Genomic DNA, 14734 nt, shown 5'->3' on the forward strand with positions numbered 1-14734 from the left:
AATGGCGTGCCCATTTGAGATGAAATTTTCTTGCTTGAAGGCCCTTTGCGCAATAGTACTTATTTTCAGCTCGATTTAGTTCAGCTAATCTCGCCTGCACCGCGAGCCCATCCCATGAAACAAAAAGCGGGTCCGAAGAGGCTCTATGTCAAGACCGTATGACCTCTCCTCGATAACTGCTCTGATCTGCTTCGAGGCGGCCGCTCGAAATGCCAGTTTCAAGAACGCCGCTCAGGAACTGAACGTGACGCCGGCGGCTGTCAGCCATCAAATTAAGGCGCTTGAGAGTGACCTCGGATGCAACCTGTTCTTGCGCAGAAGCCGCGGTGTCGAATTGACTGAGAAAGGGGCGTTCTTGTTCGTCGCGGTTCAACGCGGGCTCGAGGCGATTTCCGAAGCGGTTACTCAGATGCGCGATCGCCCGGAAGCCGTTGACGTGACGATCCGAACCACCACGGCCGTCAGCTCGCTATGGCTCACACCGAAGATTTCAGCGTTCTGGAAAAGCCATCCCACTATTACTGTCGCGCAGATCGTCAGCGACGTGCCCGGAATGGCTGACCGGTGTGATCTAAGTATTCAGTACGGCAACCCGCAGGAGAATCGCGAGGAGTGCCACAAACTCTTTCAGGACCGTATTGTCGCAGTCGGAACTCCAAGGTTCGCCACAGAACAGGGCATTCGCAGAGTTGAAGATCTACTCAAGGCGCCTTTGATCCACATGAATAATGAGGAAACCGACTGGACGAACTGGACGGACTGGTTTCAAGCGCTTGGACACCCGGGCCCAAAGGGGCGCAGGTTTTCTGTGAACAACTACATGATCGCCCTCCAGGCTGCTCAAGACGATGTGGGGGCGGTATTGGGTTGGGACGGGCTCGTCAAAAACCTCATGAAAGAGGGACGGCTGGTCGAACTTGTGCCCGACAGTATTCCGTCACCTGTCGCGTTTTATCTGAAAATCCATCCAAGGGCAGGCTCGAAAGCCCGGCTTTTTGCGAGCTGGCTCGCAAAAAGCTCTTGAGCGGCTACTTTCTTGTTCCCGGACTTCTGCTGGCAATTTCGCATTGCCCGCTTTCGTTAGAATAGTCGGCCGTGAACAATGAGAGGGATCAGGCGTCGAGTTCCTTCGGCTGACTTTGGAGGGTGGCGATGAGCAGGCACAAAAGAGCCTTCAGCCACCTGAGCAGGAGGGAGAAGTTGTAGCCGGCGGCGGCCAGGATGGCGTTGACGGCGTCGCCCTGCTGGCCGGCGAGGTAGTTGCGGCCCATCCGGTGCTCGTCCTTGATGTGCCCGATCACGGGCTCGATGCGGAGCGGCGGCGCATCTGGCGCTTGATGGCCGGGGTGACGCGGCGTTTCTGGCCGGCGGTGAAGACCCTGAACTTGTGGCTTTCCGGTTGTGGCCGCGATAACCGGCATCGGCAAGGATGCGGCCGATCTCGTTGCCGATGGTCTTTTCCATGGCGGGGATGACGCTTGTGAGTGTGTGGCCGTCATAGGGATTGGCGGGCAGCGCTTTTGCATGCAGGGCGAAACGGCCACCCTTCGAGGGCTTCAGCGTGGTGGCCACCGACACCTTCACCCCGAATTCATAAGGGGCATGGGCCTTGCCCTTGCCGATGCATTCTACCTCTGGCGCATGCAGGCTCCAGATCTTGCGGCCGCGCTGGCGCTGACGATACTCGAGAAGGGTGGAGGCCTGGTAGAGCGGCCATTTGAAGAGCGCGTCCAGTTCCGTATTGCCAGCGATCTGACGGGAGATGTCGCGAATGGTCCGGCCGAGATAGGTCTTGAGCCTGCGCAGCGCCTTGTTGGCCCGCTTGAACTGCTTGGCGTGGGCATAGCGCTGGTGCTTGATCAGGGCCAGCTTGCCGACCCGCACATAGGTCTCGCGCAAATTAAGACCCGTTTTCCTGGCAAGCCGCACCAGCCGTTCGCGTGCCCGCTGGATGAGCTTGACGTCGGTCGGGAACATGACGTTCTTCGGCTGCACGGTGGTGTCGACGATCACCTGGCGCGTGTCGGCCGGCTTCATCGCCCCGGTCCTGACCGCAATGCTGAGGCTTTCCTGCAAGAGCGCTACGATCCCGCTCCTGGCCCATGTGGCTGCGCCAGCGCGTCATCGACGAGCGGTCGAACAGCAGCGCATGGCAGAAGAACACCTCGCCGCAAAGATACTGGAAGTAGGGGTCCTCCACCCAGCGCTCGCACAGCACCTCCCGTAAATCCTGCAATTCCAAAGCCGGCATTCACGTCAATCGCCAACCACAATCAATGACTTGCGGATAGTCCACGGTCGACTCGTTATACCTTGCTCAGGTGAGCATAACTTGCTGCAAAACGCCCGAATTTATGCTGCCCACACGTCACCGGCTTATAGCGACGCGGATTGCTCTCGGTGACACATGAGGCCAGCGGTTCGATGATGGCATCGAAATCGGCATCAATAAAGAAGGGGATCGAGTACCGCTCGCGCCCCGTGGTATTCACCACCCGGTGCATGTTCGCCAGATAGAGATCATTGGTGAGCCGCTGAATCAAGTCGCCAATGTTGATGACGAAGGTGCCGTGGATAGGCGTGCCCTCCACCCAGTCTCCATCCCGGTTCATCACCTGAAGACCGCCCACGTCATCCTGCGCCAGGATGGTCAGATTGCCATAATCCGTGTGCGCTCCGATGCCGATGATGTTTTCCCCGACATAGCCATTCTGCGGAGGGTAATGAAGCAGGCGCTGAATGCTGATCGGACTGCGCATCTGGCTCTCGAAATAATCCTCCGCCAAGTCCAGACTGAATGCGATGCCAGTCAGCAGTTTTTTCGCAAGGTCCACCATCTTCTGATGGTATCCGTACGTCAGTTCGCGAAACTCGGGCAGAACAGCGGGCCACTGATTGGATCCAAAAAACGGACCTTCCAGGGTCGAACGTTCAGGGCCGATGTCAAAGCACTCTTTGAGGTCCATCGTCTTGCCAGGATCGGTGTTTTCCCCGAATGGTTCGATATATCCGCGTAGCGCTACATCAGATCTGCTCACATGCAATTCCAACTTCTGCGCCATGGGCAAATCAAAGAACCGGCGGCTGACATCGAATACCGCATCTACGAAGTCCTGGGAAATGCCGTGGTTCTTCACGTACATGAACCCGGTATTCGACAAAGCCCAACGTATCTGCCTAGCCACCGCCTGTTTGTTGCTGCCATCGAGAAGCGGCGCGATATCGACCACCGGGATCTTGTCAAAGCTTTCGCGCTTCGCGCGCAACTTGTCGTCCAGCCTGGCAACGAGATCTACGGACATGAATACACCTTATTTCGATTGTGAAAGTTGACACACCGATTTTGTCCCATATTCCAGCCTGTTCAACGGCAAAAAAATTCTTCAGAGATTAGCTGTAGTAATCGGTTTCAGTGCGCGCGGTCTGGAGATCCGCCTATCAAAACGCAATCGTCACGCTCTGTTCGCCTCGGGCGAGGACAACATCAACTCAACGCCACTCTTGCCCGCTGACATCGGGAATGTAGGGCGGCGCCAAGCCCAATCCTTTTGCCTGCCGTTCGTCGTGATAGATGACCTTTTCATCGCAACGTCATCCGTGTTTACCTCAAACCTGGGAAGGATGGCGTTCAGTGCCAGCGCGCTGTGCTGATCTGTTAGTCAGTCGCGGATGTCCCTAGTGGCGCGCGACATTGGCGTGTCCTTCGGACACGTTACATAGAAGTTCTTGCTCGTTGCCCGCGTGTGATCGGAAAGCTGAAGAAGCAGGCTTTGTCGACAGGTGCCGCCAACAGAGCTCAACTCCTTGGCACTTGATTACCCACTGGATCAACAAAAACATAATCGTCGGTCTGCAGACCCTTCGGGGCGCTGGCAGCCTACCTATGTAAAGCTGGCGACAGGATCGCCGAGTACGTCCATGCGAGGCGTGACCCCTAGGCCTGGTGTACTCGGTGCTGTCACATACCCGTCCACCACCGGAAAGTCGCCATCGGCCGTCTGACAGGACACCATATCTCGCGATTCCAGTACGCAGCGGAGATACCGCCTGGGAACCGTCTGGCCAAGCTGCACTACAGCCGCAAAAGCAATGTCCGACCCTGTCGTTTCCTGGACGCTCAGGGTCAATCCGGCCGCAATGCAAATATCACGGTGGCGGCGGCCGCGTGTGAGGCCACCGTTCTTGGAAATTTTGAGGCCGATGCCTTCCGCCGCATCATCAGCAACCAGCATCGAGATTGCAGCGTCGCTGTCTGCAAGTTCGTCCCAAATTATCGGGACGGTAGAACGGCGTCGAAGGGAGAGGCATTCCCGCCAGGTCGCACAAGGCGCCTCAAGCACGAAATCAAGACCCTGCGGAAGAAGACGCAAAGTCCTCAACGCGGTCTCAACGGTCATGCCACCGTTTGCGTCTACGATAAAGTATTCGCCAGGGCGTCGGTCAGCAAGAGCCGCCTCTACACGCGCAGCATCGAGAATTGGTTCGTCGCCAATCTTCACAGAATGCGCCGTGTATCCCCGAGCACGGTGATCTTGGACTCGCCTCCTCATGTCATCAGGCTCGCCCGCGTAGATCGAAGAGATCACGGGCAACCGATTGTCGGTGCGCCCCCCTAGAAGTTCGCAGACCGGCAGCCCCATAGATTTGCCCAAGATATCCCAGCACGCCACGTCAATCGCGGTTTTGGCGTGGAGATGGCCAAGCAAAGCTGCATCCATTGAATCGTTGATACGATCAACCCGGCGCGGATCTAACCCGATCAAGGCCGGTGCCATCTCGGCGATCCCGGCGCGTACGCCGAGGGCATGAGAGGCCACATAAGTGGACCCAAACGGCGTGCTTTCGCCCCAGCCTTCTAGCCCGCAAGCCGTTTCGATCCTCACGATGGTCGCGTCGAAACTGCGATACTCCCGACCGCCCGACAAAAGGTAGACCCCACCAGAATAAGGAAGGTCGACCTGGTAAACATCGATCTGCTTTATTTTCAACGGTTTTGCTCCTGTGGTGGGGTGAGTACAAGCTTGCCGACAAAGCCCTTATTCAGGAAGTCCTGCTGCGCCTCGGAAATCGAAGACAGCGGATACACCTGTGATACCAGCGGGCGGATCTCATCTCGTTCGATATAGCTCACGAGGTTTTCAAACACTGCGTCTTCCTGAAACGTGCATCCGAATACAGTCAGGTCGCGCAAGTATATCGCCCGCAAATCCAGGTTGATCAGCGGACCTGCAATTGCTCCTGCGACGGCATAGCGGCCGCCGGCCTTCAGCGTTTCTATGCGCTGCGCGGACATCTCGCCACCGACGATGTCGAGAACAACGTCAACTTGACGGGGCCCAACCACTTCAAGTGGATCGGCATCACGAGAGACGATCCGATGAGCACCAAGCGCCATAATAGCAGCTGCCTTTGACGTGGAAGTAGTCGCGATAACCTCAGCCCCCCGGCGACGGGCTAATTGAACAGCGGCCGAGCCAACGCCCCCTGACGCGCCTGTAATCAAGACAGTTTCGCCCGCCGAAACGTTGGCCCGATGCAACATATTCTCAGCAGTTGAATACGCACATGGTATCGACGCTAGTTCGGCATCGCTCCAAGAACAGATCACTGGATAGACTTCGCGGGCCGGAGCCTTCGTGTACTGCGCAAAGGCTCCGTCGCATTCAGATCCGAAGGTCCAGCACTCGTACGGCCTATGGGCGACATAGCTCCTGAGCATGTTTTTCACGATGACCCTGTCGCCGAGACGGGCGCTTGATACCCCGTCGCCAACGGCTACAATTCTGCCGCAGCAGTCTGCCCCCTGTATCCTTGGAAAGGTCATCGGCGTGCCAGACCACGTGGCATCATCGTCATTGATTGGATTGGTCCCGGCTTCGCCGACCGAATTGGTCCCCTCCTTCACAACTTTCGAGTACCAGCCGAGCCGCGTATTAATGTCTGTGTTGTTCACGCCGGCCGCACCAACTCGGATCAGGACCTCTCCGGCTGCAGGTCGTGGAAGAGGGACATCATCGCGATATTCCAGCTTCTCGAGACCTCCGTGGCCAGTAAGGTGTACGGCGACCATATGCGTCGGGAGTGCGTCCATTAGGGGTACCTTGGTTTAATCGTACAAACGTTGGGAGCGCATTCGCTTCAAATCGGCCGTCGCCGCGGAGATGGCGTCTTCTGTGCGCCTGGCCGGAAGCGCGCCAGCAAGCTGTCGATTAGTCCGACAATCGCTTCCGCTCTGCAGGCTGCCCTTGAATGCCGAGCAGAAGCGCGCGATGTGTGATGAAGCCTATGTGTTGGCCATTCTCAGTAACCAGAACGGGCCCTGCGCTCTCACACGATTCACTCACCACGTCGTTGAGAGTTGCGCTGGGCAACACCGAGCGCATGCGATCGAAACACCCGGTCGGCTTCGCGTCGAGCTCTGATATCGGTCGCATAATCGTGCGTGCTGTAACGAGATCAAGGCGAGATATGCCGGCCACGAAATTCGCCACATAGTCGTCGATGGGCTTGGTCACGATCTCCTCCGGAGTTCCAACCTGCACGATTCGCGCGTCTTTCATGATTGCGATCCGAGTGCCGATCCTGATCGCCTCATCAAGGTCATGTGTAATGAAGACCGTTGTCTTTGACATCATACGGGCCAGGGACAGGAATTGGTCCTGAAGTTCCCTTCGAATCAACGGATCGAGAGCTGAAAAGGGTTCATCCATCAGGAGGATATCTGGGTCCGACGCCATTGCTCGAGCGAGGCCGACCCGCTGCTTCATACCCCCGGAAAGCTCCTCCGGATAACGGTGCCCCCACGAACCAAGCGAGACCAGTTCAAGCTTTTCTCGCGCGACGCGATAGCGCTTGTCGGTAGGATACCCCCGCAATTCAAGCCCGAGCGCCACGTTGTCTAGAACAGTCCGATGCGGGAGCAAAGCAACGTTTTGGAAGACCATGGCCATCTTCTCGCCTCTCATTCTGCGAAGCGCCCGACCATTTAACGCGTTTATGTTCTGGCCCTCAATCAGTATTTCGCCAGCCGTCGAATCGACCAGGTGATTGATCTGTCGGATTAGTGTCGACTTCCCGCTACCCGACAAGCCCATGATGCAGAAGATTTCGCCTTCTCCGACCGTAAAAGACACGTCTGCAACGCCAAGAACGCAATGGAAGCGCTCCATAATCTCGGCCTTGCAGGCATTGTCATTCTTGGCAGCCTGCACAGCTTCAGCAGAGCGATTGCCAAAGACCTTCCAGACCGACCGACACTCGATCACATTCTGCATAGATTCACCAAGGCGTTGTCCTGATATGGATCGAGAGAGAGGTGCCGTCAGTCTTTGTTATTTTGCCAACAGCGCATCCTTCAGCCACGCATCCCATTGGGTCTGATGAGCCGCCTTCCAGGCTTCAGCGTGGCGCTTGATGTCGGGGTCCGTGTTCTCGCCGTTATGCTTCGATAGGTTTTCGGCGTTAATGTCTTCCAGTGGGATATGAATTTGTTCGAACCATTTCCGGGCGGCCGGATGTTCTTTTAGAAAATCAGCGTTTGCCAGGATCCTCTGTTGGTTCACCGGAAAGCCCAGATTGCCGATCCCGTCGACGTCGGTAACGGCGTTGGCCTGATCCGCTGGCAGTGACGTTTTGTCGACTGTCAACCAGGTGACATCGGTTCCTGGTTTCATGACGGAGCTTAACCAGAGCGGCGTCCAGGTATAGTAAAGTGTCGGCCGGCTTTGATGCGCTCGATGGCGTCACCGATGATCGCGGTATAGCTACCCTGCTTGTGCTTGACTGTGTTCCGCAGGTTGTATGCGTCGAGTTGGTGTTCGATTACACGCTCGCAGCCCCAACCTGGATCACAGCCATATAGTGTGGCTTTGCCGCTTCCGTCGGCATCAAACAATTTGGCTATGGCAGGATCGGCGAACTGTTCAATTGTCTTGATACCGTGAGCGTCCGCCGTCTTCTTGTCGATCAAATATCCTTGAATTGAATTAGCTACGATTCCTCCTACCGGAGCTACCTTGTCGGTTCCGAGATTTGCGAGGAAACTGTTGTGAAGCGGATCCCAGAAGGCTGCGTAATACGTAGCATCGCCGTTCGCGACCGCTACAAAGGTTGCCTGCATTTGCGCAACGATGGGTTCCTTGACCTCATAGCCGAGGTCCCTAAGCCCCATCCCGACCAGATATGTTTGGAACATTTCCTCCGGATCGTTTGATTGCGCGGAAGGAATAACTGTCTTTCCTGCGCCTGGACGTGTTTCTGCGGCATGCGCAATTTTCCCAAGTGATAACAGAGACAAAGATGCAATTGCAAGCGACAATAATAGTGTAGCCATTTGGACATCCTCCTATCGTGCAATAGTGATAGTTTGATTATTGTTTCTGGATGGCTTCGGCTGCCGTCTTTTTGGGGTACGGCGTGGCACCGAGTAATGTTGGTCTTCCGGAAGCTTGTGTTAAGCGATCCAAGATAATCGCGAGCAGAACGATTCCGATGCCGCCTACTGTTGCAATTCCCATGTCGAGGCGTCCAATTCCGCGCAAAACGACCTGGCCCAATCCCCCGACAGCGATCATAGAAGCCACTACAACCATAGAGAGCGCCATCAAAAGTGTCTGGTTGACGCCGGCCATGACGGCCTTGCGTGCAACTGGTAGTTGTGCCTTGAGCAGAAGCTGGGGCGACGAGGCACCGAACGCAATCATCGCCTCGACGATTTCCGTTGGCACTTGTCGAATACCGAGATTGGTCAAGCGGATTACAGGTGGAATCGAGAATATGATTGTGACAATCACACCGGGTACATCGCCAATGCCAAATAGCATAACCACCGGCACCAGATAGACGAATGCAGGGATCGTCTGCATGCCATCGAGAACAGGCCTCATTATGGCGAAGACGCGATCGCTCCGGGCAGCTAGAATTCCGAGGGGAATACCAATGGCGAGGCAGATGGAAACTGCGGCGAACACGATTACAAGAGTAGTTATGGCTTCAGACCAGATACCCAGGAAGCCTATGATCAAAAGAGTGCTGACAGTGGCTATCATCAGCCGCACGCCGCCCACCCGCCATGCCAAAATTCCAGCTAGCGGGATCAGCACCAAAGGAGGGACGGCGTTAGCAACCGATATCAGAAGGCTCAGGACGGCATCGATCGGTTGCTTCACCAACAAGAAGTATGGTCGAGCATAACCTACGAACCACTGAAGTGCGGAACTGATCCAGCCAGCGACTGGCGCAGTGTAGCAGGCGAACGGGTTCAAAAATCCGCAGTCTGTCATCGTCGCCACCTCAGGTTATCCCAGTGTTCCCTAGAGCGCTGTGTTCCCTAGAGCGCTGTGGGCCAGCTTAAGCTCAGCGGTAGCATGACTGTTCAGAGCGGGTGTCGTGCAAAAAAGTAGCCTCCCGAGTGACTTTATTTCAGCTGTTAGACCATTTATCCTTGCATATAACGACGGGCCTATAGCCGAACTGGAGCCAGGCTCATGTCATTCAAAGGCGTTATTCCGCCCGTTACAACGCCCTTTCATGCGGACGGATCGATTGACCGTGACGGCTTCTGCGTGATGGTCGAATACTTGGTCGCGACTGGCGTCCACGGTATCATTGTCGGTGGCACGACAGGCGAATACTACGCCCAATCACGCGACGAGCGTGTCAGCCTGCTCAAGCTTGCCATGAGCGTGGTGAAGGGGAAGATGCCTCTAATCGCCGGCGTCGGCGCCATTCGCACCGACGACTGCATCGAATACGCGCTAATTGCAAAGGACCTCAAGTGCGACGGCATCCTAATCGGCTCGCCGTACTACGCTGTTCCCACGCAGCTCGAACTTGCCAATCATGCACTTGCGATCGACAAGGCCGCCAATCTACCGGTGATGCTCTACAACTATCCCGGACGCACCGGCACGATGATGGACGTCGAGTTCCTGGACCGGGTCGGTCGCAGCTCCAATTTCTGTGCCATCAAGGAATCCAGCGGCAGCATGAACCAGCTGCACGCACTGGCTCGCGACTATCCGCATATCGACCTGTTCTGCGGCATGGATGATCAGGCGCTCGAATTCTTCGCCTGGGGCGCAAAAGGGTGGGTCTGCGGCGCCGGCAACTGCCTACCGGCAGAGCACCTCGCGTTGTACGAAGCCTGCGTGATCGAGAAGGACTTCGCCAAGGGCCGGCAGATCATGTCGGCGCTTCTGCCTCTGATGAGGCTTCTTGAGCAGGGCGGCAAGTTCGTCCAGAGCATCAAGTTCGGGTGCGAATTGGCTGGATTGCCAGCTGGGCCCGTGCGCCTGCCGATGCGGGCACTCGGCGACGAACAGAAGCGGGAACTCGAGTCGACGATCCGCACCCTTAAGACAGTCATCGCGTCAATCACTGCAAAATCCCAGAAGAGGGCTTCCGAGAATGTCATCGCTATTAACGCGTGATGAGTACCAGAACCTGGCGGACAGCCTGCCACTGCCGACCAGCGCAGTAATTGACGGCAAGGCGCGGGCTGCACAATCTGGGGATACTTTCGAGACCATCAATCCCGCGACAGGGCGGGTCATCGCCAAGATCGCTTCCTGCGGCCAGGCCGATGTCGATCTCGCTGTCGCGAAGGCAAGGCTGGCATTTGAATCGGGCGCCTGGTCGCGTGCGCATCCGAGCGAGCGCAAGCGCGTTCTGCGGCGGCTCGTGAAACTGATAGAGCGAAACGCCCATGAGCTTGCGGTGCTTGAGACGCTCGAAAGCGGCAAGCCGATCTATGACGTCGCAACCATAGACATTCCCGAGGCGCTGCATTGCCTGGAATGGCACGCGGAAGCCACCGACAAACTATACGGCCAGACGTCGCCGTCCGGCGATGATGTCGTTTCGATGATCGTGCGCCAGCCGCTGGGCGTGGTCGCCTGCGTTTTGCCCTGGAATTTCCCGATCCTGATGCTGGCCTGGAAGATCGGGCCGGCGCTCGCGACCGGAAACTCGGTCATTGTGAAGCCGGCCGAGCAGACCAACATGTCGACGTTGCGGATCGCCGAACTGGCGCATGAGGCCGGGTTGCCGCCAGGCGTCCTGCAGATCGTCACAGGTCCGGGCGCAATCACCGGCAAGGCACTCGGCATGCATTCCGATATCGATATGGTCGCGTTCACCGGGTCAACTGACGTCGGGCGAAAGTTCCTGGAATATTCGGCCAAGTCCAACCTCAAGCGGATCGTACTCGAATGCGGCGGAAAGAACCCGTGCATCGTGCTGGAAGACGCCGAGAACCTCGACGTTGTTGCGCAACATGTGACCCAAGCTGTCTTCTCGAACATGGGCGAGAACTGCTCGTCCAATTCCCGCCTGATCGTGCACGAGAAGATCAAGGATCGCTTGGTGGAGACCGTCCTCCACAAGCTAAAGGAATGGCCTTTGGGCGAGCCGCTGGATCCGGGCAATCGGCTCGGCGCCATTGTGTCGAAGGAGCAGTTCGACCGCATCATGGGCTACATCAAGAAGGGGCGGGAGGAAGGCGCCAGGATCGTCACGGGCGGCAACGCCCACAGGCATGGCAAAGGCTATTTCATCGAGCCGACCGTATTCGACGATGTCACGCCCGAAATGACGATTGCACGAGAGGAGATTTTCGGTCCGGTGCTGTCGGTGATCAAAGTGGCCAACGCTGACGAGGCGCTCCGGGTCGCCAACGATACGCAATACGGGCTCGCAGCTTCAATCTTTAGCGCCAATCTCGGCAAGGCGCATCGCATCGCAAGGGACATTCGCGCCGGGACGGTGACCATCAACTGCTACGGCGAAGGGGATGTCTCTACTCCCTTCGGCGGCTTCAAGCTTTCGGGCTTCGGGGGACGAGACAAGTCATTGCATGCCCACGACCAATATACTGAACTTAAGACCATCTGGGCGGACATCTCCGATCCTAAGGTCTCGCGTTCGGTAGACTAGCCTGATCGCACCCATGAGCGATTATGAGGCTGTCCGCACGCCTGCGGACACATCCATGCCCGGTTGGTACGGTATTCTGCCGCCTCCCAAGGCACCTGAGGTGCTGCGCGGCTGTCACAAAGCGGACTGGCTCATTGTAGGAGCTGGGTTTGCTGGATTGGCGGCCGCGCGGCGCCTCTCACAACTGGTGCCGAACGAGCGCATAGTGTTGGTGGACGCTCAGCGCGTCGGCTGGGGTGCTGCCGGGCGCAACTCCGGCTTCATGATCGACCTTCCGCACGAGCTCGGTGGGGAGCATTACGGCGGAAGCCAGGATCACGACCGCAAGCGCATCCGCATGAATCGGGCCGCGATTAAATTCTCGGCTTCGGCGGCGGACGAGTACGGGTTGCAGAAATTCTTCGTTCGGGCCGGCAAGTACCATGGAGCTGCAACCAATCATGGTGTTGCCGTCCTGGGCGAATTCGAAAAGCACCTGACGGGGCTAGGCGAGCCATTCGATCGGCTCGACGCGCTGCAGTTGAAGAAAATCACCGGTACCGACTTCTTCGTCAGCGGCACCTTCACGCCGGGAACAGTAATGGCACAGCCGGCCGGCTTTATCCGAGGGCTCGCCGAAGGCTTGTCGAGGCGTGTGCAGCTATTCGAGAATTCACCGGTGACTTCTCTGCAAACAGGCAAACTGCACACTGCCAAGACGGCTGAGGGCGAGATCACCGCGCCACGGTTGATCCTCACCGTTAACGGTCATCTCGAAAGCTTTGGCTTGTTCAAGAAACACCTGCTGCATGTGTTCACCTACGCCAGCATGACCAGGCCGCTTTCCAAGAGCGAACAGACTGCGCTGGGCGGTGACCCGCATTGGGGCTTGATCCCGGCCGACCCGATGGGATCAACCATCCGCAGGATCGGCGATCGGATCGTCGTCCGCAACACCTTCACCTATAATCCGGACATGTCCACCAGTGAGAAGCAGATCCGTCGGATCGGCGCCGTGCACGATCGGTCATTCCAGGCGCGCTTCCCGATGGTGGGTGAAACACCGATGGAGTTTCGCTGGGGAGGCCACTTGTGTCTCTCTCTCAATTCCGCGCCCGCATTCGGCGAAATTGAAGACAGAGTCTTCGTAGCCGGATGCTGCAATGGCCTTGGAACTGTGCAAGGCACCCTCTACGGGATGCTGGTTGCCGATCTTGCCGTTGGCACTAACGAGCCGATGGTTGTGGACGCCCTGAACGAGCCAGCTCCGGTTCGGCTTTATCCAGAACCGCTGATGTCGATCGGAGCGCCGCTGAAGCTGTGGGCGATGCAGATGCGCGCCGGCAGAGAGCTCTAGCTTTCTCGTTCTTGCGCCGCCACTTCCCGGATCCAGCTACGGAGGCTCTGGGCGGCAGGGGAAAGCGTACGATTTTGATACCATGTGAGATAGTAGCTGCCAGGGGCTGGGAGCTCGAGATCCGTCAGTCTGACGAGTTTCCCCTCGTCAATCTGCGCCTTGACAAGGCGATGCCACCCAACAGCCACCCCTTGATCGGCCTGAGCTGCCTGAAGCGCCACGAAGAACTTGCCGAAGCGCCGACCGCGGGTCGGACCATGCGAGACCCCCGCGCGCCGTAGGACCTCGTCCCAGCCAGCCCAGTCGGGATCCACCCAATCGACATGCAGCAGGGGAAGGTCTGCCAACGATTCCGCCGTTGCATCGCGGTGCTTGCTTGCAAACCCAGGCCCGCATACCGGGTAGATTGTTTCATTGAAAAGGAGCTCAGCGTCTTCATTCGACCACGATCCGAACCCGTAACGGATGCGCAATTCGACCTCGGCGCGGCGGTAATCGCGAGGATTGTCCGAGATAAGGTGGTCAACGGCAATATCCTGGTACCGGGTCCAAAAGTCCGGCATCCGCGGGATCAGCCACGTCGACGCGAAGGCGTCCGTGCACGCCAGCGTGACGTTCTTGGAACGGTCGCCGCGTTTCACATTTCGGACGATGTCTGCGGCCCGCGAAAAACCACTGGCCAACACGCCATAAAGGTCTTCGCCGGCGCTTGTCAGCGCCACACCGGTTCCCAATCGGGTAAACAGCGGAACCCCCAGCTCGTCCTCGATCGCTTTGATCTGTCGGCTGACGGCGCCAGGAGTGACGTTCAGTTCCGCAGCAGCCAATTTGAATGACAGGTGCCGGGCAGAAGCCTCAAAAACAGCCAAAGCAGTCAGGGACGGCAGGTCGTAATAGCGGCGAACCATCTCAAGCTCCAAACACTTCGGCAATCGCGCCGCGCGACAAATATAGCAAGCGATGCTCAAGATGTCGGGAAAAGCATTTGCAAGGCGGCGCGATAGCCCGCGTTCGACCGACTATGGCCGCGATCCCCAACCTATTTGCGGGGCAATATAGGAAAACTGTACGAACCATGCTTCGCGATCTGCGACGCTGCCCCATCCATGTCCGACGCAGCTACACCGTAGCATGTCCCGGCGATGTCTGGGTTCAACAACTCAACAAGGGGGTGAGACTCTTGCAGGGCTGCCCCACTGGTCTTCGGCCGCCGTTCAGAGATTATGAGCTGAACTTTCCCTCTCAAAGATGGCTTGAGCTATGACTGGCATTGAAAAGAAGACTGCTGGGACAACAGGCGCGGCGGGAGGTATCGGGCAAGCGATCCCCAGACAGTTCGTTGCGGGGGGTCGTGTGGTTGCCGGCGACGTCGACCAAGCTGGCCTGGACAAGCTCGAGGCCCAACTCAATCGAACCGGACAGAATGTCTGGAGCAAGGCCGGAACCTCAGGAACAAGGCCTATG

General features: G+C 57.4%; 10 protein-coding genes and 2 pseudogenes. 4 read left to right on the top strand and 8 right to left on the bottom strand.

Features of this window, described 5'->3' with window-relative positions:
- Nucleotides 1–145: 145 nt before the first annotated feature.
- Nucleotides 146–1024, top strand: a complete 879-nt coding sequence (locus NKJ15_RS27590; RefSeq protein ID WP_352818935.1) for a LysR substrate-binding domain-containing protein — start codon at nt 146–148, stop codon at nt 1022–1024.
- 88 nt (nt 1025–1112) lie between these two features.
- On the opposite strand, the pseudogene NKJ15_RS27595 reads toward NKJ15_RS27590, so the two are convergent.
- The 7 genes and pseudogenes from NKJ15_RS27595 to NKJ15_RS27625 all read right to left on the bottom strand — a co-directional run.
- Nucleotides 1113–2221: pseudogene (locus NKJ15_RS27595) on the bottom strand (IS5 family transposase); the annotation flags it as partial.
- A gap of 85 nt (nt 2222–2306) precedes the next feature.
- Nucleotides 2307–3302 (bottom strand): isopenicillin N synthase family dioxygenase, encoded by a 996-nt coding sequence (locus NKJ15_RS27600; RefSeq protein WP_352818937.1) that lies wholly within the window; start codon nt 3300–3302, stop codon nt 2307–2309.
- A 579-nt stretch (nt 3303–3881) separates the two neighbouring features.
- Nucleotides 3882–4988 (bottom strand): mandelate racemase/muconate lactonizing enzyme family protein, encoded by a 1107-nt coding sequence (locus NKJ15_RS27605; protein ID WP_352818940.1) that lies wholly within the window; start codon nt 4986–4988, stop codon nt 3882–3884.
- The gene (locus tag NKJ15_RS27610) at nt 4985–6091 is read right to left on the bottom strand and encodes an alcohol dehydrogenase family protein (RefSeq protein ID WP_352818943.1); all 1107 of its coding nucleotides are present in this window, start codon (nt 6089–6091) and stop codon (nt 4985–4987) included. The genes NKJ15_RS27605 and NKJ15_RS27610 overlap by 4 nt, the downstream gene beginning before the upstream one ends.
- Before the next feature lie 118 nt (nt 6092–6209).
- Nucleotides 6210–7274 carry a quaternary amine ABC transporter ATP-binding protein gene (locus NKJ15_RS27615; RefSeq protein ID WP_352818946.1) on the bottom strand — a complete coding sequence of 355 codons (1065 nt, stop codon included), beginning with the start codon at nt 7272–7274 and terminating at the stop codon, nt 6210–6212.
- A gap of 57 nt (nt 7275–7331) precedes the next feature.
- A pseudogene (gene proX, locus NKJ15_RS27620) lies at nt 7332–8332 on the bottom strand (glycine betaine/L-proline ABC transporter substrate-binding protein ProX).
- Nucleotides 8333–8369: 37 nt separating this feature from the next.
- The gene (locus NKJ15_RS27625; protein WP_352818990.1) at nt 8370–9281 is read right to left on the bottom strand and encodes an ABC transporter permease; all 912 of its coding nucleotides are present in this window, start codon (nt 9279–9281) and stop codon (nt 8370–8372) included.
- A gap of 204 nt (nt 9282–9485) precedes the next feature.
- On the opposite strand from NKJ15_RS27625, the gene NKJ15_RS27630 reads away from it, so the two are divergent.
- From NKJ15_RS27630 to NKJ15_RS27640, 3 genes are read left to right on the top strand one after another with little or no spacing between them, the layout of a single operon-like run.
- Nucleotides 9486–10430, top strand: coding sequence for a dihydrodipicolinate synthase family protein (locus NKJ15_RS27630; protein ID WP_352818949.1), 945 nt, complete (start codon nt 9486–9488; stop codon nt 10428–10430).
- Nucleotides 10408–11934: an aldehyde dehydrogenase gene (locus NKJ15_RS27635; RefSeq protein WP_352818951.1), complete on the top strand. Its 1527-nt coding sequence runs from the start codon at nt 10408–10410 to the stop codon at nt 11932–11934. The genes NKJ15_RS27630 and NKJ15_RS27635 overlap by 23 nt, the downstream gene beginning before the upstream one ends.
- A gap of 13 nt (nt 11935–11947) precedes the next feature.
- Nucleotides 11948–13270 carry an NAD(P)/FAD-dependent oxidoreductase gene (locus tag NKJ15_RS27640; protein WP_352818954.1) on the top strand — a complete coding sequence of 441 codons (1323 nt, stop codon included), beginning with the start codon at nt 11948–11950 and terminating at the stop codon, nt 13268–13270.
- Here NKJ15_RS27640 and NKJ15_RS27645 read toward each other — a convergent pair.
- Complete coding sequence (locus tag NKJ15_RS27645; RefSeq protein ID WP_352818957.1) at nt 13267–14178, bottom strand: LysR substrate-binding domain-containing protein; 912 nt, start codon at nt 14176–14178, stop codon at nt 13267–13269. The two genes, NKJ15_RS27640 and NKJ15_RS27645, sit on opposite strands and share 4 nt — an antisense overlap.
- Nucleotides 14179–14734: the final 556 nt, after the last annotated feature.

Origin of the sequence: Mesorhizobium sp. M0207 (assembly GCF_040321995.1) — a bacterium.
Classification (GTDB): domain Bacteria; phylum Pseudomonadota; class Alphaproteobacteria; order Rhizobiales; family Rhizobiaceae; genus Mesorhizobium.

Bases quoted from the DNA above. Each gene is read 5' to 3' on its own strand.
- NKJ15_RS27590 (WP_352818935.1), top strand. From the start codon at position 146: ATGTCAAGACCGTATGACCTCTCCTCGATAACTGCTCTGATCTGCTTC.
- NKJ15_RS27600 (WP_352818937.1), bottom strand. From the start codon at position 3,302: ATGTCCGTAGATCTCGTTGCCAGGCTGGACGACAAGTTGCGCGCGAAG.
- NKJ15_RS27610 (WP_352818943.1), bottom strand. From the start codon at position 6,091: ATGGACGCACTCCCGACGCATATGGTCGCCGTACACCTTACTGGCCAC.
- NKJ15_RS27615 (WP_352818946.1), bottom strand. From the start codon at position 7,274: ATGCAGAATGTGATCGAGTGTCGGTCGGTCTGGAAGGTCTTTGGCAAT.
- NKJ15_RS27625 (WP_352818990.1), bottom strand. From the start codon at position 9,281: ATGACAGACTGCGGATTTTTGAACCCGTTCGCCTGCTACACTGCGCCA.
- NKJ15_RS27630 (WP_352818949.1), top strand. From the start codon at position 9,486: ATGTCATTCAAAGGCGTTATTCCGCCCGTTACAACGCCCTTTCATGCG.
- NKJ15_RS27635 (WP_352818951.1), top strand. From the start codon at position 10,408: ATGTCATCGCTATTAACGCGTGATGAGTACCAGAACCTGGCGGACAGC.
- NKJ15_RS27640 (WP_352818954.1), top strand. From the start codon at position 11,948: ATGAGCGATTATGAGGCTGTCCGCACGCCTGCGGACACATCCATGCCC.
- NKJ15_RS27645 (WP_352818957.1), bottom strand. From the start codon at position 14,178: ATGGTTCGCCGCTATTACGACCTGCCGTCCCTGACTGCTTTGGCTGTT.